Annotated in this window: 26 protein-coding genes and 1 tRNA gene; 9 read left to right on the top strand and 18 right to left on the bottom strand. The window is 67.8% G+C overall.

The window, feature by feature from the left end:
- The first annotated feature begins 7 nt into the window (after window positions 1-7).
- Window positions 8-1,153, top strand: coding sequence for an N-acetyltransferase (locus tag GGQ62_RS13960; RefSeq protein WP_152578120.1), 1,146 nt, complete (start codon window positions 8-10; stop codon window positions 1,151-1,153).
- A 6-nt stretch (window positions 1,154-1,159) separates the two neighbouring features.
- Here the strand turns inward: GGQ62_RS13960 and GGQ62_RS13955 are convergent, their stop codons facing one another.
- The 7 genes from GGQ62_RS13955 to glnE form a co-directional block, all read right to left on the bottom strand.
- Window positions 1,160-1,927, bottom strand: a complete 768-nt coding sequence (locus GGQ62_RS13955) for an exodeoxyribonuclease III (protein ID WP_152578121.1) — start codon at window positions 1,925-1,927, stop codon at window positions 1,160-1,162.
- A gap of 71 nt (window positions 1,928-1,998) precedes the next feature.
- Window positions 1,999-2,490, bottom strand: a complete 492-nt coding sequence (locus tag GGQ62_RS13950; RefSeq protein ID WP_243446664.1) for a serine aminopeptidase domain-containing protein — start codon at window positions 2,488-2,490, stop codon at window positions 1,999-2,001.
- Window positions 2,448-2,609: a hypothetical protein gene (locus GGQ62_RS16490; RefSeq protein ID WP_243446171.1), complete on the bottom strand. Its 162-nt coding sequence runs from the start codon at window positions 2,607-2,609 to the stop codon at window positions 2,448-2,450. Before GGQ62_RS16490 ends, GGQ62_RS13950 begins: the two co-directional genes overlap by 43 nt.
- Window positions 2,610-2,660: 51 nt before the next feature.
- Window positions 2,661-2,993 carry an iron-sulfur cluster insertion protein ErpA gene (gene erpA / locus GGQ62_RS13945; protein ID WP_152578123.1) on the bottom strand — a complete coding sequence of 111 codons (333 nt, stop codon included), beginning with the start codon at window positions 2,991-2,993 and terminating at the stop codon, window positions 2,661-2,663.
- A 49-nt stretch (window positions 2,994-3,042) separates the two neighbouring features.
- The gene (locus GGQ62_RS13940) at window positions 3,043-4,224 is read right to left on the bottom strand and encodes a M23 family metallopeptidase (protein ID WP_152578124.1); all 1,182 of its coding nucleotides are present in this window, start codon (window positions 4,222-4,224) and stop codon (window positions 3,043-3,045) included.
- 447 nt (window positions 4,225-4,671) lie between these two features.
- Window positions 4,672-5,139: a peroxiredoxin gene (locus tag GGQ62_RS13935; RefSeq protein WP_152578125.1), complete on the bottom strand. Its 468-nt coding sequence runs from the start codon at window positions 5,137-5,139 to the stop codon at window positions 4,672-4,674.
- 1 nt (window position 5,140) lies between these two features.
- Window positions 5,141-7,903 (bottom strand): bifunctional [glutamate--ammonia ligase]-adenylyl-L-tyrosine phosphorylase/[glutamate--ammonia-ligase] adenylyltransferase, encoded by a 2,763-nt coding sequence (glnE, locus tag GGQ62_RS13930; protein ID WP_152578126.1) that lies wholly within the window; start codon window positions 7,901-7,903, stop codon window positions 5,141-5,143.
- Between the two features lie 117 nt (window positions 7,904-8,020).
- Between glnE and GGQ62_RS13925 the strand changes: the two genes are divergently transcribed.
- The gene (locus GGQ62_RS13925) at window positions 8,021-8,158 is read left to right on the top strand and encodes an entericidin A/B family lipoprotein (protein ID WP_152578127.1); all 138 of its coding nucleotides are present in this window, start codon (window positions 8,021-8,023) and stop codon (window positions 8,156-8,158) included.
- Window positions 8,159-8,258: 100 nt separating this feature from the next.
- On the opposite strand, the gene tatC is transcribed toward GGQ62_RS13925, so the two are convergent.
- From tatC to GGQ62_RS13910, 3 genes are read right to left on the bottom strand one after another with little or no spacing between them, the layout of a single operon-like run.
- Window positions 8,259-9,053, bottom strand: coding sequence for a twin-arginine translocase subunit TatC (gene tatC, locus GGQ62_RS13920; protein WP_152578128.1), 795 nt, complete (start codon window positions 9,051-9,053; stop codon window positions 8,259-8,261).
- Window positions 9,050-9,511, bottom strand: coding sequence for a Sec-independent protein translocase protein TatB (gene tatB / locus GGQ62_RS13915; protein ID WP_152578129.1), 462 nt, complete (start codon window positions 9,509-9,511; stop codon window positions 9,050-9,052). The genes tatC and tatB overlap by 4 nt, the downstream gene beginning before the upstream one ends.
- Window positions 9,512-9,535: 24 nt before the next feature.
- Complete coding sequence (locus GGQ62_RS13910; protein ID WP_152578130.1) at window positions 9,536-9,772, bottom strand: twin-arginine translocase TatA/TatE family subunit; 237 nt, start codon at window positions 9,770-9,772, stop codon at window positions 9,536-9,538.
- 212 nt (window positions 9,773-9,984) lie between these two features.
- Between GGQ62_RS13910 and GGQ62_RS13905 the strand changes: the two genes are divergently transcribed.
- Window positions 9,985-10,353, top strand: coding sequence for a lysozyme inhibitor LprI family protein (locus tag GGQ62_RS13905; RefSeq protein WP_152578131.1), 369 nt, complete (start codon window positions 9,985-9,987; stop codon window positions 10,351-10,353).
- A 50-nt stretch (window positions 10,354-10,403) separates the two neighbouring features.
- Here GGQ62_RS13905 and GGQ62_RS13900 read toward each other — a convergent pair whose 3' ends face one another.
- Both GGQ62_RS13900 and GGQ62_RS13895 read right to left on the bottom strand, forming a co-directional pair.
- On the bottom strand, window positions 10,404-11,498 hold the full coding sequence (locus GGQ62_RS13900) for a glycoside hydrolase 5 family protein (protein WP_243446172.1): 1,095 nt from the start codon (window positions 11,496-11,498) through the stop codon (window positions 10,404-10,406).
- 151 nt (window positions 11,499-11,649) lie between these two features.
- Window positions 11,650-11,724 (bottom strand) — tRNA-Thr (locus tag GGQ62_RS13895).
- Window positions 11,725-11,801: 77 nt separating this feature from the next.
- Here GGQ62_RS13895 and GGQ62_RS16640 point away from each other — a divergent pair.
- Complete coding sequence (locus GGQ62_RS16640; RefSeq protein WP_279379635.1) at window positions 11,802-11,936, top strand: hypothetical protein; 135 nt, start codon at window positions 11,802-11,804, stop codon at window positions 11,934-11,936.
- Between the two features lie 16 nt (window positions 11,937-11,952).
- Here the strand turns inward: GGQ62_RS16640 and GGQ62_RS13890 are convergent, their stop codons facing one another.
- Both GGQ62_RS13890 and GGQ62_RS13885 read right to left on the bottom strand, forming a co-directional pair.
- Window positions 11,953-12,501: a glutathione peroxidase gene (locus GGQ62_RS13890; protein WP_152578132.1), complete on the bottom strand. Its 549-nt coding sequence runs from the start codon at window positions 12,499-12,501 to the stop codon at window positions 11,953-11,955.
- Window positions 12,502-12,710: 209 nt separating this feature from the next.
- Window positions 12,711-14,504 (bottom strand): aminopeptidase P family protein, encoded by a 1,794-nt coding sequence (locus GGQ62_RS13885; RefSeq protein ID WP_152578133.1) that lies wholly within the window; start codon window positions 14,502-14,504, stop codon window positions 12,711-12,713.
- Between the two features lie 78 nt (window positions 14,505-14,582).
- Between GGQ62_RS13885 and GGQ62_RS13880 the strand changes: the two genes are divergently transcribed.
- Window positions 14,583-16,655 carry a S9 family peptidase gene (locus tag GGQ62_RS13880; protein WP_152578134.1) on the top strand — a complete coding sequence of 691 codons (2,073 nt, stop codon included), beginning with the start codon at window positions 14,583-14,585 and terminating at the stop codon, window positions 16,653-16,655.
- The gene (locus GGQ62_RS13875) at window positions 16,639-17,046 is read left to right on the top strand and encodes an acyl-CoA thioesterase (RefSeq protein WP_152578135.1); all 408 of its coding nucleotides are present in this window, start codon (window positions 16,639-16,641) and stop codon (window positions 17,044-17,046) included. The genes GGQ62_RS13880 and GGQ62_RS13875 overlap by 17 nt, the downstream gene beginning before the upstream one ends.
- A 12-nt stretch (window positions 17,047-17,058) precedes the next feature.
- Here the strand turns inward: GGQ62_RS13875 and GGQ62_RS13870 are convergent, their stop codons facing one another.
- Window positions 17,059-17,253 (bottom strand): hypothetical protein, encoded by a 195-nt coding sequence (locus GGQ62_RS13870; RefSeq protein WP_152578136.1) that lies wholly within the window; start codon window positions 17,251-17,253, stop codon window positions 17,059-17,061.
- 102 nt (window positions 17,254-17,355) lie between these two features.
- On the opposite strand from GGQ62_RS13870, the gene GGQ62_RS13865 reads away from it, so the two are divergent.
- The gene (locus GGQ62_RS13865; RefSeq protein ID WP_152578137.1) at window positions 17,356-18,156 is read left to right on the top strand and encodes a class I SAM-dependent methyltransferase; all 801 of its coding nucleotides are present in this window, start codon (window positions 17,356-17,358) and stop codon (window positions 18,154-18,156) included.
- A 123-nt stretch (window positions 18,157-18,279) separates the two neighbouring features.
- Window positions 18,280-19,104 carry an alpha/beta fold hydrolase gene (locus GGQ62_RS13860; protein ID WP_152578138.1) on the top strand — a complete coding sequence of 275 codons (825 nt, stop codon included), beginning with the start codon at window positions 18,280-18,282 and terminating at the stop codon, window positions 19,102-19,104.
- A gap of 82 nt (window positions 19,105-19,186) precedes the next feature.
- Here the strand turns inward: GGQ62_RS13860 and GGQ62_RS16485 are convergent, their stop codons facing one another.
- Window positions 19,187-19,753, bottom strand: a complete 567-nt coding sequence (locus GGQ62_RS16485; protein ID WP_341533746.1) for a LysR substrate-binding domain-containing protein — start codon at window positions 19,751-19,753, stop codon at window positions 19,187-19,189.
- 5 nt (window positions 19,754-19,758) lie between these two features.
- On the opposite strand from GGQ62_RS16485, the gene GGQ62_RS16480 reads away from it, so the two are divergent.
- A complete protein-coding gene (locus GGQ62_RS16480) occupies window positions 19,759-20,283 on the top strand; it encodes an oxidoreductase (RefSeq protein ID WP_243446665.1) in 525 nt (174 codons plus the stop codon).
- Window positions 20,284-20,297: 14 nt separating this feature from the next.
- On the opposite strand, the gene GGQ62_RS13845 is transcribed toward GGQ62_RS16480, so the two are convergent.
- Window positions 20,298-21,155 (bottom strand): C40 family peptidase, encoded by an 858-nt coding sequence (locus GGQ62_RS13845; protein ID WP_243446173.1) that lies wholly within the window; start codon window positions 21,153-21,155, stop codon window positions 20,298-20,300.
- A 16-nt stretch (window positions 21,156-21,171) separates the two neighbouring features.
- Window positions 21,172-21,513 carry a MarR family transcriptional regulator gene (locus GGQ62_RS13840; RefSeq protein WP_152578292.1) on the bottom strand — a complete coding sequence of 114 codons (342 nt, stop codon included), beginning with the start codon at window positions 21,511-21,513 and terminating at the stop codon, window positions 21,172-21,174.
- Between the last annotated feature and the right edge of the window lie 85 nt (window positions 21,514-21,598).

Below are 21,598 nucleotides of genomic sequence, written 5' to 3'. Positions count from 1 at the left end.
GCGACATATGCCCGGCGGGCTGTCCATCACCACCGTGGCGACCGCCGCCGATCGCAAGGCGTTCGTGGACCTGCCCTATCGGCTTTACGCCGGCGACCCGCATTTCGTGCCGCCGCTGCGGTCCGAAGTCCATGCCCTCATCGGCGGGATCAAGGGCAACCCCTGGTTCGAACATGGCAAGGCGCAGCTGTGGCTGGCGCACCGCGACGGCAAGGTGGTGGGGCGCATTTCCGCCCAGGTCGACCGGCTGGTGCAGGAGCATGTCGGCGCCGGCACCGGCCATTGGGGCATGTTCGAAACCATCGACGACCAGGCCGTCGCCGATCTTTTGCTGCAGACCGCCGAGGACTGGCTGCGCAGCCGCGGCATGACGCGCGCCCAGGGGCCGTTCAGCCTGTCGATCTGGGACGAACCGGGCCTGCTGGTCGAAGGGTTCAGCCGGGCGCCGACGGTGATGATGGGCCATCATTTGCCCTATTATCGCCGGCTGATCGAAGCGCACGGCTATGTCGGGATCAAGGACCTTCACACCTGGGGGTTGCGCATCGACCAGCCTTTCCCCGAGATGGTGCAGCGCATCGTCGCTGCCAGCGAGCGCAATTCGCGGCTGGTCACCCGCAGGGTCGACAAGGCGCGCTTTGCCGAGGAAGCGGCGCTGATCCTCGACATTTTGAACGATGCCTGGTCGACCAATTGGGGCTTTGTGCCGCTGACGCCGGCCGAAGTCGCCTTTGTCGGCAAGAAGCTGAAGCCGATCGTCTTCGAGGACCTGATCCGCATCGCCGAATATGATGGCGTGCCGGTCGGCTTCATGATCTCGCTGCCCGATATCAACGAATTGACCCGCGACCTGGGCGGCGACCTGTTTCCGTTCGGCTGGGCGAAGCTGTTGTGGCGGCTGCGGGCGCCCAAGGTGCGGACCATCCGCGTGCCGTTGATGGGGATCCGCAAGACCCTGCAGGGCCACCGGGTCGCGTCGCTGATGGCGTTCCAGATGATCGAATATATCCGGCGCGACGCAGTGGCCAAGTTCGGCGCCACCGAAGGCGAGATCGGCTGGATTCTCGATGACAATGGCCCGATGCGATCGATCGCCGATGCCATCGATAGCAAGGTCACCCGCACCTACCGCGTCTTCGAACGCGGCCTGTAGCCACCGTCAGCGCAGCACCACCCAGGCCGGGGCATGGTCGCTGGCCTTTTCGGCGCCGCGCACCGCGCGATCGACCCCGGCGTCGGCAAGCCGGTCGGCGGCGGCCGGCGAGAGCAGCAGATGGTCGATGCGAAAGCCATGGTTGCGCGGCCAGGCGCCGGCCTGGTAATCCCAGAAGCTCCAGACACCGCCGCGCGGGTGCAGGCACCGCACCGCGTCGGTCCAGCCGTCCCACAGCAGCGCGCGATAGGCGGCGCGGGATTCGGGCTGCATCAGCGCGTCGCCGGCCAGCGCCACTGGCGACCAGATGTCGTCGTCGTTGGGCACGACATTATAGTCGCCGGCGAGCACGACGGGCTGGCCGGTCGCGAGCAGCGTCGCGGCATGGGCCTGCAGCCGTGCCATCCACGCCAGCTTGTAATCGAACTTGGGGCCCGGCTGTGGGTTGCCGTTGGGCAGATAGATCGACGCGACCCGGATGCCGCCGACGTCTGCCTCCAGATAGCGCGCCTGTTCGTCGCTGTCGTCGCCGGGCAGGCCGCGCCGGGTCTCGGTCGCGGGTTCGCGGCTGAGGATCGCCACGCCGTTGAAGCCCTTCTGGCCATGGACAAGGCAATGGTAACCGGCCTCGCGCAGCACATCGACCGGGAAATTTTCGGTCTGCATCTTGATTTCCTGCAGGCAGGCGACATCCGGCGCCGCCTCCGCAAGCCATTCGAGCAGGCGCGGCAACCGGGCGTTGGTGCCGTTGATGTTGAAAGTGGCGATCCGCATCGGCGGACCTTAGCCGCAACCATGCGTCGCCGGAAAGGGCGATTGCCCGGCAGGGGTCAGCGCGGCGGCGTTCAGCGCGGCAGGCGGGCGTCGATCCAGCCGAGGATATCGGCCATCACCGCCTCGCGGCCCAGATCGTTGAGCAGGTCGTGGTAATGGCCTTCGTAGAGTTTGAGCGTTTTGTCAGCCGAGCCGGCTTCGTCGAAGAACTGCTGGCTGCCGTCGGGGCGTGTCGCCTTGTCGGCGGTGCCGTGGAGGATGAGGACGGGCAAGGTTATGCGCCCGAATTCGCGCTCGAACCGTTCGCCGGCGCGCGCCAGGGCGGCGACGGTCTGGACCGGCTGGACCTCGTCATGCGTCAGCGGGTCGGCCTCGAGCGCCGCGACCCATTGCGGATCGCGCGAGAAATCCGCCATCTTGAGCCGCAGCACATGCGCGTGCGGAACGAAATGGCTGGCGCCTTCCAGCAGCTTGAGCGCAAAGTTGGGCGCAAAAACGCGGAACGCGATGCTTTCGCAGATCAGCCCCGCCAGCCGGTCCTGATGGTCGCGACGCCATGGCACAGCACCAGCGTCGCCCGAGCCGCGCCCGATGCCGGCCAATGCCGGGTGAAGATGCGCAGGCCCGACGCGCTGTGGAGCCATTGTTCCGCGGCGATTGCAGGGAAATCCATGTCGGCCATGTCCGCGCTCCATGCAGGGGCGTAACGAACATAGGCGCGATCGGCGCCGCCTCAAACCGAAAAGCTGGACCCGCAGCCGCAGCCGCTCGCCGCATTGGGATTACGCACTTCGAAGGCGGCCGCGCCGATCTTTTCGACATAATCGACTTCGGCACCGGCGACGAAGGGCAGCGTGTCGGGGTCGATCAACATGGTGACGCCATCGGTTTCGACCGCCAGGTCATCGGCGGCGGCGTCCGATTCGAGCCCGAACTTGTACTGGAAGCCGGCGCAGCCGCCGCCATCGACGGCAAGGCGCAACTTCAGCCCCGGCTTGCCCTGTCGCGCCGCGATCACCGCAACGCGGGCGGCGGCAGCAGGCATCAGGCGGGGGGCGGTATCCATCACGCCAATGTAGGCGCGCCGTGGCGCGCCCGCAACCGGCGGCAAGACGTCAGCGGAAAGACCGGATCGGCGTCATCCGCGGGCCGTCGTTCGATGCGGTGACGACATCGTCTTCGAGCACCGGGCCGACGTCGCCGCCGACGGCGGTGCCGGAATTCTGCGCGGCGAGCACATAGCTCGACGCTTCGAGGAACGGGCGCGGGTTGACGGCACGGCCATCGATGCGGACTTCATAATGGAGATGGGTGCCGGTGGAGCGACCGGTCGACCCCATGCGCCCGATCAGCTGGCCCTGGACCACGCGCTCGCCGGGCTTGACCAGAATCGCCGAAAGATGGCCGTAGCGGGTGTCGATGCCCTTGCCGTGCGACAGTTCGACAAGGTTGCCATAGCCATTGGCACGGCCGGCCTGGCGCACCATGCCGCTGGCGGCGGCATAGATCGGTTCCCCTTGCGCGCCGGCCATGTCGGTGCCGGCGTGCATCGCGGCGCCGCCGTTGAACGGATCGTAGCGCACGCCGAAGCCCGAGGTGTAGCGATAGTCCTTGACCGGCATATAGGCCGGGATCGCCGCCACGGCCGATTGCATGGCGTTGAGCTTCTTCCAGCTGAGGAACAGGTCCTTGAAGCGCGGTTCGGCATCGGCGCTGACCGGAATATAGGGGCCGCCGACGGCGCTGGTGGCGCCGTTCCAGTCGCTCGACGCGACGAAGCGCGACGGATCGAGGCCGAGGCGGCGGATCAGGGCCTGGGTGTCCTGCAGCTTGGCCTGGGCAGCGCCGGTGGCCTTGTCGACCAATGCCAGCTGCTGGCTTTCCAGCTGGCGGAACGGTTCGACCATCCTGTTGGTGTCGGGGGCGGGAAGCGCCGCCAGGACCGTGCCGCGCTTGCCGCGCTTGGCCGCCTGGGGTGCGACGAGGTCGCGGACCATGTCGAGATTGCTGGGGCCCGATGTCCGCGATTGGCGCGGCAGCATCCGGGCGAGCTGGCCAAGGTCACCCTTGTTCGAAAGCAGGGCGGTGAGGAATGCCTGCCGCGATTCGAGCGCTTCGGCGCGGGCGGCGACATCGCCCTTCAAGGCGGCGGTTTCCGCCTTCATTGCCACCACCTGCTTGTGCAGGCGGGCGACTTCGGCCTGTTTGGCGGCGACCACGGCGTCATTGCCGGAGAGCAGGGACGACGTCGCCGCTCCCAACCAGCCGGCGACAAGTACTGCTGACCCAATTGCCATAATCTGCGCTCGCGTCCCCACCTTGATTGTCAGGTCACGTCCCGGGCCGTCGGCCTGAACATCGTGCCTGTGCCAAGTGAACTCATGCGGCGGAAGCAGGCGCACAAGGCTGACGCTGACCCGGTGAAAGGCCCCATTCCGTCTCGCCACGTGCCGAACCCCCGATAACAGTCATTCACGACGATGATGCGATCCGAAGGCGCCGAACTTCGCCAAGACCTTCGGTGCGACCGCTACCTTTTGAGCATCGGCCACGCCGCAAACAAACAGACCGGGCAGGGACAAACAACCCGTTGGCGGACAAAGACCGGCCAACTGTTGCCGTCGCACGACGAGCCGAAAAAAACGTGTTTTTGAACGCAACCAAAACGACTTTCGGTCGTATGGGCCGCCCTCGAATCGCCGCAATCGCGGCTGTGGCGGCCCCAGCGACGGGCCGCGCCGGCGTCAGTCAAGCGCCTGCGCCGCTGCCAGCACCTCGGCGGCATGGCCCGGAACCTTGACCTTGCGCCACACCCGCGCCACCCGGCCGCCGCGGTTGATGAGCAGGGTCGTGCGCTCGATCCCCATGTATTTCTTGCCGTACATGCTCTTTTCGACCCACACGCCATAGGCTTCGGTCACCGCGCCATCGTCATCGGCACCCAGGGCGATGGTCAGGCCATGCTTGGCGCGAAACTTCGCCTTCGATGCCACCGGTTCGCGCGAGACTCCGACGACGCCGGTATCGGTGGCCGCGAACGCATCGTGCAGGGCCGAAAAATCCTTGCCTTCGGTCGTGCAGCCGGGCGTGTCGTCCTTGGGGTAGAAATACAGCACCAGCTTGCGGCCGGCGAAGTCGGCAAGCCGAATCGGCCCGGTGTCGCCGGCCAGGGTGAAATCGGGGGCAGGATCGCCAATGTCCGGAAGCGTCATGTCAACGGCCTTTCGTATTGAGGATGGTCTGGAATGCCTGTCGCACCAGCGCCTTGGCCTGTGCCAGCTGCGCCACGAGATCGGCGAAGGATGCCGCGCCCCCGCCCGGCGTCATGGCACGGGCGAGCATCGCCTCCACCGCGGGCGAAAAGGATGCGGGCACCGATGCGCCCGGCGCCACCAGCCGCAGCAGCACCAGGAACCGCGTCAGCAGGTCGTGCGCCGCCGCCAGCCCGTCGGGCAGCTGCCCCGCGGCGGTCAGCACGGCGATCGCCGCCGACACGTCGGGGCCGAAGGCGCTGCGGTCGCGCAGCTGCAGGAAATGCACGACGAATTCCAGGTCGACGAGGCCGCCCGGCGCCAGCTTGACATCGAAGGCGCCCTTGGCCGGCTTGGCGGCGGCGATATCGGCGCGCATCGCCAGCACCGCGCGGCGCAGCGCCTCGCCCTCGCGCGGCCGCGCCAGCGTCGCCGCGATCGCCGCCGCGGCCGTATCCGACGCGCCGCCGCCGACCGGCCGCGCCCGGGTCAGCGCCATATGTTCCCAGTCATCGGCGTCTTCGGCCTGATAGCGCGCGAAACTGTCCACCGACAGCGCCAGCATGCCCTTTGCTCCCCAGGGCCGCAGCCTGGTATCGACTTCGTACAGCGCCCCTGCCGCCGTCGGCACCGACAGCGCCGCCGTCAGCCGCGCCGCCAACCGGTTGAAATACAGCGTCGCCGGCAGCGGCCGGTCGCCATCGGAGACCGTTTCGTGGCTGCCGGTGAACAGATAGACAAGGTCGAGGTCGGATGCGTGGGTGAGCGCCCGCCCGCCATAGCGCCCCAGCGCCAGGATCACCGGTTCGCCCCCCGGCACCCGGCCGTGCTGGCGCGCGAAGTCGGCGGCGACCGCCGGCACGATGACCGCCAGCGCCGCATCGGCGAGGTCCGACAGCGATCGCGCCACCGCCAGCGGGTCGGCGCGGCCTTCGACCAGTTGCGCGCCGAGCTGGAACCGCCGCTCCCCGGTCCAGCGCCGGACCCGGTCGAGGATATCCTCCAGCGCCGGCGCCGGCGCCGCAAAGCCCGCCAGCTCGGCGGTCAGCGCCGCCACATCGGGCAGCGGCGCAAAGGCATCGGGGGCCAGCATGACATCGAACAGCGCCGGATCCCGCGCCAGCGCATCGGCCAGCACCGGCGCCACGCCGAGCAGGTGCGACAACAGCCCGACAAGGCGGGGATTGGCTTCCAGCAGCGCAAAGAACTGCGCCCCCTGCGGCAGTGCCGCCAGAAACCCGTCGAGCCGCGACGCCGCCATGGCGGGATCCGCGGCGCCGGCGATGCCGGCGAGCAGTTCGGGCAGCACTGCTTCGAAGGCTGCTCGCGCCGGGGCGCTGCGCAACGCCCGCAGGGTGCCGCCGCGCCAGCGCGTCACCAGCGGCACGATCTGCCCGGCGATCGCCGGCTGGTGGCGCTTTGCCCAGCGGGCGACATCGGCGGGCACGGCCGCGGTGTCGGGGACGGCCGCCGCGATCAGCCGGTCATAGGCCGCAGCGACCGGTGCGGTGGCGGTGCCGAGCCGGCGTTCCACCGTCGCCCAGTCGCGCGCGCCGCTGAGCAGCGCGACGGCGGTGCGGTCGGCGGCGAGTCGCGGCACGGCATGGGTCTGTTCGTCGCGCCGCATCTGCAGCCGATGTTCGAGCGTGCGCAGATAGCGATAGCTTTCCGCCAGCTGCGCCGCTTCGCCGGCTTCGACATGCCCGGCCGCCGCCAGCGCCGCCAGCCCGTCGAGCGTTGCCGGGCAGCGCAGCGCCAGGTTGCGTCCGCCCCAGATCAGCTGGTGGATCTGGGCGAAGAATTCGATCTCGCGGATGCCGCCGCGGCCGCGCTTGACGTCGAACCCGGGGCCGATCACCTGCCCGGCTTCGAAATGGTCGCGGATGCGCAGCGATACCGCCTGGATGTCGCCCACTGCCGTCCAGTCGAGGCTGCGCCGCCAGACGAACGGCCGGATAGCGTCGAGCAGCCCCTGCCCCAACGCGATATCGCCGCCGGCGGCGCGCGCCCGGATGAAGGCCACCCGTTCCCAGGTCAGCGCTTCGGACTGGTAATAATGTTCGGCGGCCGCCACCGACAGGCTGATCGGGGTGATTTCGCTGGCCGGGCGCAGCCGCAGGTCGACACGCGCCACATAGCCATCGGGGGTCTGGTCGGCGAGGAGGGCCACCGCCCGCCGCGCGATCCGCACCGCCGCTTCGCCCGGTTCCTCATGGGCGCGGCGCGGCAGCACGTCGGGGTCGTGGACCAGGATCAGGTCGACATCCGACGAATAGTTGAGCTCGTGGCTGCCCAGCTTGCCGAGCGCCAGCGCCGACAGCCCGGCATTGGCGGCACCGCGTTCGGCCAGCGCCGCGCCGATCGCGGTGTCGATCGCCAGATCGGCAAAGTCCGACAACGCCGCGGTGACACGCTCCAGCGGCCAGCGCCCCGCCAGGTCGGCGATCGCCACGACCAGCGCCACATCGCCGCGGGCGCGGCGCAGGCGTTCGGCGACCGGGCGATCGGCGTCGCGCGCCACGGCGAAGGCCGCATCGAGCACGGCATCGGCGCCGATGGTCGCCATGTCGGCGAGCAGCTGGCGCCGACCGCGCAGCAGACCCTTCAGGAACGGCGCCGACGTCCAGGCCGCGACTGCCGCTGCCAGCAGGTCCGGCGCCAGCCCGGCCGGCAGCAGCGGCACCAGCTCGGCCGGGGGGTCGCGTCGGGGAAGGCCAAAATCCACGAAGCCGTGATGCCAGCGTCCGGTCGGCCTGTCACCCGGCACATGTCGCAAACGTCATGGAACCGTTGCCCCGCCCCGCGGTTATGCATGCGCGAAACCGCAGAGTCAGGAACCATCATGCGCGCCATCAATGTCTCGATCATCGTTGCTGCAACGCTCGCGCTGGCCGCCTGCAACACCGTCAGCGGTGCCGGCAAGGACGTCAGCTCGGCCGGCAAGGCCGTCACCAAGACCGCCGAAGACGTGAAGAACTAAGTCCGCCACCCAGGCTGACGCCAAAGGGTCGCATGCTGCCGGGAAGGCGACATGCGGCCCTTTGTCTGTACCGTCTGGCCGTCGTTCAGGCCTTTCAGCTTCAGGCGGGAATTTCGTCGCGCACCTTGTCGCGTTCGCGCTGCCGTTCCGTCAGCCAGATGCCGATGATCGAGATTTCGTAAAGCAGCATCATCGGGATCGCCAGGGCGAACTGCGACCAGACATCGGGCGGTGTCAGCACCGCCGACACCGCAAAGGCACCGACGATCGCATAGCGGCGTCCGGCCTTCAGTTGCAGCCGCGTGACGATGCCGGCGCGTTCCAGGAGCATCAGCAGCACCGGCAGCAGGAACGCGACGCCGAAGCCCAGGATCATGTTCATCACCAGGTCGAGATATTCGCCCATCGCCGGCAAGGCTTCCTGGCTGATCCCGGTGACGGCGGACGACGACTGAAAACCCAGGAAAAAGCGGAACGCCACCGGCATCACGACATAATAGGCGAGTGCGGCCCCCATGGTGAACAGCACCGGCGTGGCCAGCAGAAAGGGCAGGAAGGCCTTTTTTTCGCGGCGGTAAAGGCCGGGGGCGACGAACGCCCAAAGCTGGTTGGCAATGATCGGGAAGGCCATGCAGAACGCAGCGAAGGCCGCGACTTTCACCTCGACGAAAAACGCCTCGTACAGCTTGGTATAGATCAGCTTGCCGACGACGCCGTCGCCATAGGCCTTGACCAGTGGCTGGACCAGAAAGCCGAAGATCCGCGATGACTGGGTGAAGGCGATGCCGAAGCAGATGACGAACGCCGCCAGCGACTTCAGCAGCCGGCCGCGCAGTTCGATCAGATGATCGAGCAGCGGGGCCTTGCTCGCCTCGATATCGGCATCGTCGCTCATGCCTCGGCCGCCGGCGTTTTCTTCTTGCGCGGCGCGCGCGGTTTTTTCACCGGCGCGTCGGCCGCGATCACCGGCTCGACAACGACAGGCTCGACGACCGTCGGCGTGACGGTTTCCGCCGCTGCCGGCGCCGGCAGCGCTGCCACGTCGGCGGCCATCGGGTCGGGCAGCGCCCAGCTTGCCGGGTCGATGCCGGCCATCGAATTGCCGATCGGGTCAGGCAGCGCGGTTGCCTTCATGATGGCCTCGTTCTGCGCCGCCCAGGCCTTTTGCATTTCCTCGAGCTCGGCCTCGCGCATCATCGTGTCGAAGCCGGCGCGGACATGGCGCGTCATCGCCCGGCCCCTGGCGACCCAGCCGCCGACCATGCGCATGACACGCGGCAGGTCCTTGGGGCCGATGACGAGCAGCGCCACCAGCGCGATGACCGCCAGTTCCGAGGAATCGATGCCAAACACGTCGCTGTCCCGGCGCGAATGCGCCTAGCGCCGAACCTCGTCGGCAACTGGCTGCACCGGGGTGGTGCCGGTGTTGGTCACCTGCGGTGGCGGTGCGGTCGTCGGGGTACTGGCCGGGGTGTCACCGTCGGCGAGCCCCTTCTTGAAGCTGTTGATGCCCTTGGCGAAGTCACCCATCAGGTCGGAAATGCGGCCGCGGCCGAACAGCAGGATGACGACAAGGATAAGGACGACCCAGTGAACGAGGCTGAACGAGCCCATGGCAGCACCTTTGTGAAAACGATATTGCCCTGTCTTACTCCGCTTCGCCGCCAGCCGCCAGCATCAACCGCCCTTCGCAACTGCCGCAGCAGCGCCGATGCTTGCCACTGGCGGCGGGAAAGGCCGGCCAAGATCATCGGACTGCTTGTATCGGGGGCGTGACGATGCGAGGTTCGGCGACCATGGAACCCACCGTCGAAAGGTCGCCAACCATGACTTGTCCGCAGTTCCTGCGAATCCTTGTGGTCGCCGTCGGCGTGGCGGCAGGCCCTGCCGCTGCCGCCAGCTTCGATTGCGGCAAGGCGCGCACGCCCGACGAGGTCACCGTCTGCGCCACGCCGGCGCTGTCCAGCCGCGATTCCGAAATGGGCGGGCTGTGGTACGCCTATTCGCGGGTGCCGATGATGATGGGATCCAACGGCGCCCGCCATGACGATGCGATGCAATTCCTGGCCCAGCGGTCGGCCTGTGGCCGCGATGTCGCCTGCCTGACGCGCGTCTATGATGCCCGCAACGCCGTGCTGCGCGCCGGGATCACCGATGCCATGAACACCATGTTCCGGTTGCAGAACCCGAGCTGAAGCTGCGGCCGCGCCAATGATGTGCTGCGTATCGTCGTCGGGCTGCCGGCTCAGGCGGCCAGCTGGGCCGGATCGGCCGGCGCGGTCCCGACTGCCGTGAGCATGCGGATGAACTCGACCTCGGCGGGGTCGTGCGCCGTGCCATCGGCTTCGAAAATGTCGTGGAACCAGGGCCCGGGGGGGCCATCGAGATAGGGGGTGGCCCAGCTGTCCCACGGCAGATGCGTCTGCGTCTTGCCTTTCACCAGCCCCCAGCAGAATGCCGCGACGCCGTATTTGAGCGCGATGGGCAGGATCGCTTCAAAGGTGCTGCCGGTCGGCCGGGCCATGAACTCGGTGCACAGCAAGGGGCGCCGGAAGGCGCGCAACCAGCGAATGCGGCGGACGAAATCGGCGGCGTCGCCATAGTTGTGAAAGGAAATGACGTCCGACCGCGCCACCTGCACGGCCTGGATGTCGGACAGCAGGTGCCGCGATGACCAGTCCCCCAGCCAGATGCCGCTCGTCAACGGCTGCGTCGGGCGCTGGCTGCGCGCCCAATCGAAGGCGTGCGACAGCAGCGGCAATACCAGCGCCGCCTTTGCAGCGAGTGTTTCGGGATCGCACAGCGCCACGTCGGGGCCATTGTCGGGTTCGTTCCAGATGTCCCAGGCCAGCACCCGATCGTCATCGGCAAAGCGCCCGACGACGGCTTCGACATAGGCCTGCAGCCGCGGATGCTGGCTGGCATCGGCGAGCACGGCCGGGCCGGGGGACTGCACCCAGCCGCTGTTGTGAACGCCGGGCAGCGGCGCCTGCTGCGGGCCCAGCGTCGGTTCCTGGTTCCAGCAGCTGTCGAACAGCACCAGCAGCGTGCGGATGCCGCGCCGCCAGGCGGCTGCCAGGAAGATCTCGATACGGCGCAGAAAGCCTTCGGCATCCTCGAGCCACAACAGATCGTGGAGGTAGACGCGGACCGCGTTCATGCCGAGGCCGGCGGCCAGATCGAGCTCCCGCTCGATCACCGCCAGGTCGAAACTGGCTTCCTGCCACATCTCGATCTGGTTGATCGCGCAGGACGGCGTGAAATTGCAGCCGACCTGCCAGCCGATGCGAGCCTGCCATTGCCGTGCGGCCACCGCGGGCCAGCGTCGTATCATCGTCATGTCCCCCCCGGGACTATTTACCACCACATCCATTCTAGGCTGTCGGATGGCAGAGACGAGCAAAATCGTTGGAAAATCACGGCCGATGCGACGAGCCGAAGCCGGTGTTGCCCACGCATGTCGCGCGGGCCGGGGCCAGGTGCTTCGCCGGTGGTGCTGTCGGGGAGGATTGAACTCCCGACCTCAGCCTTACCAAGGATGCGCTCTACCACTGAGCTACGACAGCATTCCGGCGAAGGTCCGCGCCTATGGGGGAGGGGGACGGGGCTGTCAAGAATGTCGAGCCCGGGTTATGCGAGGCGGATGACCAAAGATCCGCAATCGGGCGCCGAAGCGGCGCGGCAGGAGCGCCTCGCCGCGGCGCTGCGGGCCAATCTGCAACGCCGCAAGGCCCGCGACCGTGCGACGAGCGAACCGCCGCCGGTCGACAAGTCCTAGCTGCCGGGATCCGGCCCTAGCTTTTGGCGGCGATCGCCTGGGTGACGGCGCCGGTCAGTTCCGGCGACCCCGGTGCAACCTTGGACGGATAGGCGGCGATCAGCTTGCCATCGCGGCCGACGAGATATTTGTGGAAATTCCACTTCGGCGCCTTGTCGGCGCCCAGCGTTGCCGCCGCCCAGCGATAGAAGGGCGCGGCCTTGTCGCCGGTGACCGCCGACTTGGTCGACATCGGGAACTTGATACCGAACTTCGATTCGCAGAAGCTCTTGATCTCCTTGTCGGACCCCAGCTCCTGGTCGAAGTCGCTCGACGGCACGCCGATGACGGTGAAGCCCTGGCCCTTGTACTTGTCCTGCAGCGCCTGCAGCCCTTCATATTGCGGCGTATATCCGCACATGCTCGCGGTGTTGACGACGAGCAGCACCTTGCCCTTGTACTGGCTGAACGGCATCGGCTTGCCGTCGATCGTCGTCATCTTGAAGTCGAAGGCCGATTGCGGCGCCGCCGCCGAAATCAGGCCGGCGGCGGCGATCACCACCGCAGCGAACAGGGGCTTGTGCATCGCGTCACTCCTCGATCAACCGTTTCGCCATCGTTAGCATAGTCGGGCGGCGCGCGAAGCCGGGCCTTGCGTCGCAGCCAACATCAATGCGGCGCCGTCGCAGCCATCATCAGAGCGGCGCCGTCGCGCCATTATAAAAGCGGCGCCGTCGCGCCATTATAAAAGCGGCGCCGTCGCGCCATCATCAAAGCGGCGCCGTCGCGCCATCATCAAAGCGGCGCCGTCGCGCCGGCCAACCAGGCGCGGGCGGCGTCGTCGAGCTGCGGTCCGATCTCGGCACGGACCCGGGCGTGGTACAAGTCGACCCATTGCCGCTCCGCCGCTGTCAGCAGCGCCGTGTCGATCAGGTTGCGGTCGATCGGCGCCAGCGTCAGTTCGCGGAAACCGAGCAGATCCTTTTCCGCCCCCGGCACCCGGCGTTCCTCGACTAGCACCAGATTTTCGATGCGGATGCCATATTCGCCCGACTTGTAATATCCGGGCTCGTTCGACAGGATCATGCCGGCAAGCAGCGGCTCGTCATTGCCGGGCTGGCTGCTCCACGCCGCGGCGATGCGCTGCGGGCCTTCATGGACCGACAGATAGCTGCCGACGCCATGGCCGGTGCCATGGGCATAGTCGAGGCCCGCCTCCCACAGATATTGCCGCGCCAGCGCATCGAGCTGCACGCCGCGGGTGCCGGCCGGGAAAATCGCCCGCGCCAGCGCGATATGGCCCTTCAGCACGCGGGTGAAGCGGTCCTTCATTTCGGCGGTCGGGGTGCCGACGATCATCGTCCGCGTCACATCGGTGGTGCCATCGCGATATTGGCCGCCCGAATCGACCAGATAGATCGAGTCCATGACAATCGGCCGGCTGCTCTCCTCCGACACGCGATAGTGCGGGATGGCGGCGTTGGGCCCTGCCCCCGAAATCGTGTCGAAGCTCAGGTCCTCCAGCACATTGGTCTGTTCGCGGAACTGCTTGAGCTTGGCCGCGGCCGACATCTCGGTCAGCCCGCCCTTGGGCGCTTCGCCGTCGAACCAGTGGAGGAAGCGCGTCAGCGCCGCGCCGTCGCGGCGGTGCGCTGCCACGGTGCCGGCGATTTCGACCGGATTCTTGACCGCCTTGGCAAGCAGGGTCGGGTCGCGCGCCTCGATGATGGTGGCACCGCCGTCGGCAAGCGCGGCAAAGATCGCAGCGACGCAACTGGCGGGGTCGGCGACCACCGTCCGGCCGCCGAAGCCGGCGAGCGCCGGCGCGAAATCGGCGCGCGGCCGCACCCGCACATCGGGACCCAGGTGCGCGCGGACCGCCTCCGACAGTTTTTCGGGCGCAATGAACAGGTCGACGCCGGCATCGGCATGGACGATGGCGAAGGCCAGCGCGACCGGCGTCCGGCTGACGTCGCGGCCGCGGATGTTGAGCAGCCAGGCGATCGAATCGAGCGCCGCGACGACCACGGCATCGGCGCCGCGCGCCGCCAGGGCGCGGCCGATCTCGGCACGCTTGTCGGCCGCCGTCTGCCCGGCATGTTCGTCGGCCTGGACTTCGAGCCGGGCGAGGCTCTGCGCCGGCCGGCCATCCCAGATGCGATCGATGGGGTTGGCAGCGACGGCGACGAGTTCGGCGCCCTTGTCGGCGAGCAGCCGGCGCGTCGCATCCACCCAACCGCGCGTGTGCAGCCAGGGATCATAGCCGATGCGGTCGCCGGCCGCGGAATGTTCGGCCAGCCATTGCGCCGCGCTGGTCCTGGGGACGTCCTGATATTCGAACAGGTCGCCCGGCACCTGTTCGCGCACCTGCAACGTGTAGCGGCCATCGGTGAAGATCGCTGCCTTGCTGCCGAGCACCGCCGCCGACCCCGCCGAGCCGCCGAAGCCGGTCAGCCATTCGAGCCGCTGGGCATAGGCGCCGACATATTCGCTCATATGCTCGTCGGTCAGCGGCACGACGAAGCCGGTCAGCCGGTCGGCGGCGAGCTGTGCCGCCAGTGCATCGAGACGGTCCTTGATATTGGACATTCGGTCTATCCACCCTATTTGCTGGCCCGAGCATAAGCCGGCCGACAGGCTGGCGCCAGCATTGCCGAAAGCCCCGTGATGACTCCAGCCGCAACGCCGCCCGTCGCCGACCAGCGTCCGCACAGCGCCACCTGGCACGGCGTGACGATCGCGGACCCGTTTTTCTGGCTGAAGGACCCCGGCTATCCGGTGGTCAGCGACCCCGACATCCTCGCCTATGTCACCGCCGAAAATGACTGGTTCGAAGCGCATATGGCGCCGCTGGCCGGGCTGACCGCGACGATTTTCGAGGAGCTGAAGGGCCGGGTCAAACCCGATGACGCCAGCGTGCCGGTGAAGGACGGCGATTACGAATATTGGTGGGCGTTCGCCGCCGGCGCGCAATATCGCCAATGGTGGCGGCGCCCGGTGGCAGGCGGCGCGCCGGCGCTGATCCTCGACGAGGTCGCGCTGGCCGATGGCCACGCCTATTTCCGCCTCGGCGGCCTCGCCGTCAGCCCCGATGGCCGGCGCCTCGCCTATGCGGTCGATACCGCCGGGGACGAACGCTTTGTCCTCAAGGTCCGCGACCTCGCCAGCGGCGCCGATATCGCGACAGTGACCGACCGCAGCGTCGGCTCCCCGGTGTGGACCGCCGATTCGCACGGCCTGGCCTGGACCGAAGTTAACGACCAGTGGCGCCGGTTCCGCGTTCGCCTGCACCGGCTGGGCAGCGAGGCCGAGGATGCGACGCTGTACGAGGAAGTGCTCGATATCGGCTTCGGCGTCGGTGTCGGCCGCAGCCAGGACGGCGCCTGGTTCGTCATCGCCACCAGCGACCATGTCACCAGCGAAATCCGGCTGGTGCCGACGGACGCGCCGGAAACGCCGCCGCTGCTGGTCCGCGCCCGCCAGCCGGGGGTGCAATATGAAGTCGATGTGCGCGGCGACAGCCTGGTCATCCGCGCCAACGACACCCACCCCAATTTCCGCCTTGCCACCGCGCGCATCGCGGCACCCGGCGACTGGCACGAACTGGTCGCGGCGTCGGACCGCGACTATCTGCGCGGTGCGTCGGCGTTCACCAGCTTCATCGCCGTCACGGGGCGGCGCGACGGGCTCGACCAGATCCGGTTGTTGTGGAACGACGGCCGCGACGAAGCGATCGCCTTTCCCGAAACAGCCTTTGCCGCCAGCCTGGGCAGCAACCCCGAGCCCGACGCGCCGCTGTTGCGGCTGAGCTATACGTCGATGGTCACGCCGGCCACGGTCTATGATTACGACACCGCGACCGGAACGCTGGTCACCCGCAAGGTGCAGGAGGTGCCGTCGGGTTACGATGTCGGGCTTTACACCACGGAACGGCTGACGGTCATCGCCCGCGACGGTGCGCAGATCCCGGTATCGCTGGTCCATCGCCGCGACTGGCCGCGCGACGGCAGCGGCAAGCTGCATCTTTACGGCTATGGCGCCTATGGCATCGCCATTCCGCCGGCGTTCTCATCGAGCCGGCTCAGCCTGCTCGACCGCGGCGTCGCCTATGCCATCGCCCATATCCGCGGCGGCGACGACCTGGGCTATCAATGGTATCTCGACGGCAAGCTGGAGAAGCGCACCAACGCCTTCAACGACTTCGTCGATGTGGCGCGCGGACTGATCGACCAGGGGCTGGCGCGCGAAGGCCGGATTTCGGCCAGCGGCGGGTCGGCCGGCGGCGAGCTGATGGGCGCCGTCATCAATTCGGACCCCGGGTTGTGGCGTGCCGTTGTCGCCGATGTGCCGTTCGTCGACGTGCTCAACACCATGCTCGACGACACGCTGCCGCTGACGCCCGGCGAATGGCCGGAATGGGGCAACCCGATCACCGACAAGGCGGCGTTCGACCTGATCCGCAGCTATAGCCCCTATGACAATGTCCGGCCGCAGGCCTATCCGGCGCTGCTGGTCACCGCCGGGCTCAACGACCCGCGCGTCACCTATTGGGAGCCGGCGAAATGGGTCGCCCGGCTGCGTGCCACCGGCACCGGCAGCAACCCGCTGCTGCTGAAGACCAACATGGGCGCCGGCCATGGCGGCAAGTCCGGGCGGTTTTCGGCGCTGGAGGAAACCGCCGAGGAATATGCCTTCATCCTGCAGCAGTTCGGGCTGGCCGGTGATGCCGCCGCCGGCTGACCGGACCGCCCATTTCGGCACGGTGACGGCGACCGCCGCCGACATCGACGCGCTGGGCCATGTCAACAACGCCGTCTACCTGCGCTGGGTGCAGGATATCGCGACCGGGCATTGGCAGGCGGTGGCGCGGCCGGCCGATATCGCCCGGTACATCTGGGTCGTCACCCGGCACGAGATCGATTATCTGGGCCCCACCCTTGCCGGCGAGACGGTGACGCTGGCGACCTGGGTCGGCACGCCGCGCGGCGCCCGCTTCGACCGGCTGGTGGAGATCACCGGCGCCGATGGCCGGCTGCGCGTCCGGGCGCTGACGATCTGGGCGTTGATCGACCAGGCCAGCGGCCGGGCGGTGCGCGTGCCGCCCGAGGTCGCGGCGCCGTTCCTGCAATAGTTTGGCAGGCGATCAGGCTTTCAGCAGCCCGACCAGATGGACGCCGCCGAACAGCACCACCGCCAGGCCGATGAAGATGATGGCGTTCCACGGCAGATGGGCGTGCCAGGCCAGCGGCTGCCGGCGCCGCGCCCAATCACCCGCCAGCGCGACCAGCGCCAGCACCAGCCCGGCGCCGAGCAGCCACAGGGTCGTTTCGAAATCCATGCGGCGGACCTAGTCCTTTTTGGCGTCGCTGCAACGCCAGCCATGCTTTGCGATGGCCGCCGCGAACGGCTATGTGACGGCCAGTTCATCGGGAGAGTGACCATGTCAGCCAATCGCGTTTTCGCCATGTTGAGCCTTGCCGGCGCAGCGATCGCCGCCCCCGCCGTCGCGGCACCGTTCGACGCCGCCATCGCCGGGGCACACCGGACGGCCGAAGCCAAGGCGCGCGACGTCTATCGCCATCCGGCCGAAACGCTCGGCTTTTTCGGCATCGTGCCGACGATGACGGTGGTCGAAATCTCGCCCGCGGGTGGCTGGTACACCGACGTCCTGGCGCCGGCGCTGGCCGGCAAGGGCCAGTATATCGCCGCCCACAACAACCCCGCCGCCAGCGCCGGTGCGGCCGCCGGCGTGCAGCGGTTCAAGGACAAGCTCGCTGCCGCGCCCGCCGTCTATGGCAATGCCAAGGTCACCGCCTTCGGCAAGGACAGCTATGACATCGCGCCGGCCGGCTCCGCCGATGCGGTGCTGACCTTCCGCAATGTCCACAACTGGCAGATGGCGGGCTTTGCCCCCGACGCCTTCAAGGCGTTCTACAAGGCGTTGAAGCCCGGCGGCGTCCTCGGCATCGTCGAGCACCGGTTGCCGGAGGACAAGAGCGACGATCTGATGAAGACCAGCGGCTATATGAAGACATCCTATGTCCGCAAACTCGCCGAGGACGCCGGCTTCAAATATGTCGGCGCGTCGGAAGTCAACGCCAACGCCAAGGACACCAAGGATTACCCCAAGGGCGTCTGGACCCTGCCCCCCAACTATGCCGAAGGCGACACCGACAAGGCCAAATATGCCGCGATCGGCGAGAGCGACCGCATGACGCTGAAGTTCGTCAAACCCAGGTAAGGCGATCCGGCAATCAGGGCGAAGGTCTCGAACGTCACACCGAATGGGGCTTGCCGCATCGGTGTGGCTGGTCGTTGGCGGAGGATGGACTGAGGCATCATTGCCGCTTTGCAGAGATGTGCCATGGAAACACGCTACACGCCGTCGCGCGTCCGATTGCGGCGTCGAACGGAACGACCGGGACGCCTCAACTGGTTGTTTCTGCCGGGCGGTCCAGGGCTCGGATCGGAAAGCCTGCACGAGCTGATCGACGCACTTGACGTGCCGGGTAGCTGCTGGGCGGTCGATCTGCCCGGCGATGGATCCAACCATGTTGAAGCGGGCGATCCATTCGCTGCCTGGCCGCAGGTGCTGCTGGAGGCGGCGGATGCATTGCCTAACCCGATTTTTGCCGGCCACTCGACGGGCGGAATGTACTTGCTGTCGACACCGGCGCTCGAAAGGCGCCTGGCTGGTCTCGTCCTGTTGAGCACAGCGCCCGATGCCAACTGGCGGTCGCATTACGAGGCCACTGTTGCCAGCGAACCGTTGCCGGCATTTGATGCCGCCCTCCATGCCTATAGCGCGCAGCCGACTACCGAGCACCTGCGAGCTTTGTGCGTCGCTTCGGCCGAATGGAATTTCAACAAGGCCGGCCTCGAGATGGGTCGCAATCTTCTCGCGCGCATGCCTTACAATCGGGAAGCGGTGGAATGGTCTGACACAAACTTCGACAGTGCTTATGTTGCAAACTGGTGGCCCGCCCGCCTGCCGACAATGATCCTTGCCGGCAGCGACGATCGCATCGTTGGGCAATCGGGCTGGGATGATGCCCGCTTTAAAGGTCCGCACGTGCGCCGCGTCGCCATTGCTGGGGCCGGACACTTTCCCTGGATCGAAAATCCAGGCGCCGTTCGCCGAGCTTTCGCCGACCTCGCCGAAGCGGCGCTGGCCTATACGGCGGACTGAACCTTGCGATCGCGCGCATTGCGACAATATAACTCATTTGGTTATATTTCATAATGCCCCGGCGATGTCCCCGGCGATCTGGTCAGGCTGCGGCTTTCGCAGCAGCGCGCGCCATGTCGACGAAGGCGGTGAAGGCGGCGGAGGGGTGGCGGCGGCCGGGGTAATAGAGGCAGAGCGGGGACTGACGGGGCAGCCAGTCTGCGAGCACCGGTTCGAGGCGGCCGGCGGCGAGATCGTCGCGGACATCCGATTCCATGAAAAAGCCGATGCCCGCTGCGTCGAGGACCGCGATCCGTGACAGGCTTGCTTCGTCGAGCGTCAGCCGGCCGGGGACGTCGATCTGCAGCGGGCGACCGTCCTTTTCGAAGCGCCAGTGGAGCAGCGCGCCATTGGGCAGCCGGATGCGGATACATTCATGCGCGTGGAGATCGGGCGGCACCAGCGGCCGGCCGTGCGCCGCGACATAGGCAGGCGCGGCGACGACGACGTGGCGGCGCGGCGGCCCCAGCGGCACGGCGATCATGTCGCTGGGCACCAGGTCGCGGCTGCGGATGCCGAAATCGAAGCCGTCGCCGACGATATCGACCAGCCGGCCTTCGGTCACCAGGTCGATCGCGACGGCGGGGAAGCGCTGCAGGAACGGCAGCACGAGCGGTGCGAAGATCTCGCGCGGCGCCGGCGGGCGGCCATGCGGCGCTCGCCGATGCCGATTGGCAACGCGCGTTCGACCTCAACCTGATGCCGGCAGTGCGGATCGACCGCGCGCTGGTGCCCGAAATGGCGGCGCGCGGCGCCGGCGTCGTCATCCATGTCACGTCCATCCAGCATCGCCTGCCGCTGCCGGAGGCGACGACCGCCTATGCCGCGGCGAAGGCGGCGCTTTCCACCTACAGCAAGGCATTGTCGAAGGAGGTGGCGCCGATGGGCGTGCGCGTCGTGCGCGTTTCCCCCGGCTGGATCGAGACCGAGGCGTCGGTCGCACTGGCGGCGCGGCTGGCCGGCGGCGACATTGCGCACGGCAAGCGGATGATCATGGAATCGATCGGCGGCATCCCGATCGGCCGGCCGTCCCGCCCCGACGAGGTCGCCAGCCTGATCGCCTTTCTCGCCTCCGACCGCGCCGCGAGCATCACCGGGACGGAGCATGTGATCGACGGCGGCACCATTCCGACCGGCTGACGCGGCGGCGGCGCCTACAGCCGGCGCACCGCCGTCACCGGCTGTGCCACGCCGGCGGCGGACAGCCGGGCGATGACATCGGCCAGCGGTTCGGCGCGGGTCGTCATCCAATAGGCATTGGCGTGGAACAACGTATCGGCGTCCACCAGGATACCGACATGGCCGGGAAAGAAGACAAGGTCGCCGCCCTGGCGATCGGCAAAGGCGACCGCGCGCCCCAGCGTGTCACGCTGCTGGTCCGAATCGCGCGGTGCGGCGATCCCGCACGCAGCGAGCGACGCCTGCACCAGCCCCGAACAGTCGATTCCGAACGGGGTGCGGCCGCCCCACAGATAGGGGGCACCGGCAAAGCCATGGGCGACGGCGATCGGGGTGGCAGGCGGCGGGGCGAGGTGACGACGGTGCAAATAGCCGCCGCTGGCCAGGGCAAGGAAATCGGCCTGCCATTCCCCGTCGACCCGCGCGCCGAAGGGCAGTTCGGCAAGCACCGCGGCCTTGATGTCGGCGGCGGCGAACAGCGGCGCCGCGCGCGCCGTGACGCTGTGGGCGGCAGTCCCGACCTTGTCGCCGAGTGCCGCCATCGGCACCCAGCCAGTATAATGATCATGGGCGCTGCGGCCATGGCCCCAGTCACCGACCGTGTCAAACAGGTCGAAGTCCTCGCCGAACAGCAATTCGCTGACCGCGCCCGCCGCCGCATCGCCGGCGCTGCGCAGCGCGGTGCGCGGGACGATGCAGGTCATCGTCACCGGATCGACATACCAGGCCGATGCAACCGTTCCCGCCAGTGCGATATCGGCGAAGTCGGCGGTGACGATATGGCGCCGCCGATCAAGCCGCGGGCGTGGTCCGCGCAGATCGGCCCTGCGCAATGCGACGATTGCGCCCTCAGCTGGGCTCTTCGTCGTCATGGACGATGACGCCGGCGAAGTCCGACAGGAACTCCTCGCCATTGGGCGTCAGGTCGATGAAGACACTGCGTCGGTCGCGCTCGTCGACGCGCCGCAAGACGAGGCCGAGGCCTGTCAGGCTGTTGAGCGCGCGCGTCACCACTGGCTTGGAAACGCCCAGCCGTGCCGCAAGTCCACGCACGGTATGCAAGCCACCTTCCAGACCCACGACCAGCAACAACGCCATCTGACGGTTGGTCAGATCCGGCTGTCCCGAACGCACATAACGAAGCAACGCCCGACGCCATTGACCCAGACTGTCGCGTCCTCCCGACACCATGTCCACTTTGAATTTCCCTTGAACCACTCGACCCTATGGGAATGACGTTCACTCCCATAACGTTTAAAGCATTGGCAAGGGTCGT

It is taken from the genome of Polymorphobacter fuscus (genome assembly GCF_011927825.1).
GTDB classification, from domain to species: domain Bacteria; phylum Pseudomonadota; class Alphaproteobacteria; order Sphingomonadales; family Sphingomonadaceae; genus Sandarakinorhabdus; species Sandarakinorhabdus fusca.
Note: the sequence above shows the minus strand (reverse complement) of the source record. Positions and strands in the feature narration are given on the sequence as shown.

Bases quoted from the DNA above. Each gene is read 5' to 3' on its own strand.
- GGQ62_RS13960 (WP_152578120.1), top strand. From the start codon at position 8: ATGCCCGGCGGGCTGTCCATCACCACCGTGGCGACCGCCGCCGATCGC.
- GGQ62_RS13955 (WP_152578121.1), bottom strand. From the start codon at position 1,927: ATGCGGATCGCCACTTTCAACATCAACGGCACCAACGCCCGGTTGCCG.
- GGQ62_RS16490 (WP_243446171.1), bottom strand. From the start codon at position 2,609: ATGGCCGACATGGATTTCCCTGCAATCGCCGCGGAACAATGGCTCCAC.
- erpA (WP_152578123.1), bottom strand. From the start codon at position 2,993: ATGGATACCGCCCCCCGCCTGATGCCTGCTGCCGCCGCCCGCGTTGCG.
- GGQ62_RS13940 (WP_152578124.1), bottom strand. From the start codon at position 4,224: ATGGCAATTGGGTCAGCAGTACTTGTCGCCGGCTGGTTGGGAGCGGCG.
- GGQ62_RS13935 (WP_152578125.1), bottom strand. From the start codon at position 5,139: ATGACGCTTCCGGACATTGGCGATCCTGCCCCCGATTTCACCCTGGCC.
- GGQ62_RS13925 (WP_152578127.1), top strand. From the start codon at position 8,021: ATGCGCGCCATCAATGTCTCGATCATCGTTGCTGCAACGCTCGCGCTG.
- tatC (WP_152578128.1), bottom strand. From the start codon at position 9,053: ATGAGCGACGATGCCGATATCGAGGCGAGCAAGGCCCCGCTGCTCGAT.
- GGQ62_RS13910 (WP_152578130.1), bottom strand. From the start codon at position 9,772: ATGGGCTCGTTCAGCCTCGTTCACTGGGTCGTCCTTATCCTTGTCGTC.
- GGQ62_RS13905 (WP_152578131.1), top strand. From the start codon at position 9,985: ATGACTTGTCCGCAGTTCCTGCGAATCCTTGTGGTCGCCGTCGGCGTG.
- GGQ62_RS13900 (WP_243446172.1), bottom strand. From the start codon at position 11,498: ATGACGATGATACGACGCTGGCCCGCGGTGGCCGCACGGCAATGGCAG.
- GGQ62_RS16640 (WP_279379635.1), top strand. From the start codon at position 11,802: ATGACCAAAGATCCGCAATCGGGCGCCGAAGCGGCGCGGCAGGAGCGC.
- GGQ62_RS13890 (WP_152578132.1), bottom strand. From the start codon at position 12,501: ATGCACAAGCCCCTGTTCGCTGCGGTGGTGATCGCCGCCGCCGGCCTG.
- GGQ62_RS13885 (WP_152578133.1), bottom strand. From the start codon at position 14,504: ATGTCCAATATCAAGGACCGTCTCGATGCACTGGCGGCACAGCTCGCC.
- GGQ62_RS13880 (WP_152578134.1), top strand. From the start codon at position 14,583: ATGACTCCAGCCGCAACGCCGCCCGTCGCCGACCAGCGTCCGCACAGC.
- GGQ62_RS13875 (WP_152578135.1), top strand. From the start codon at position 16,639: ATGCCGCCGCCGGCTGACCGGACCGCCCATTTCGGCACGGTGACGGCG.
- GGQ62_RS13870 (WP_152578136.1), bottom strand. From the start codon at position 17,253: ATGGATTTCGAAACGACCCTGTGGCTGCTCGGCGCCGGGCTGGTGCTG.
- GGQ62_RS13865 (WP_152578137.1), top strand. From the start codon at position 17,356: ATGTCAGCCAATCGCGTTTTCGCCATGTTGAGCCTTGCCGGCGCAGCG.
- GGQ62_RS13860 (WP_152578138.1), top strand. From the start codon at position 18,280: ATGGAAACACGCTACACGCCGTCGCGCGTCCGATTGCGGCGTCGAACG.
- GGQ62_RS13840 (WP_152578292.1), bottom strand. From the start codon at position 21,513: ATGGTGTCGGGAGGACGCGACAGTCTGGGTCAATGGCGTCGGGCGTTG.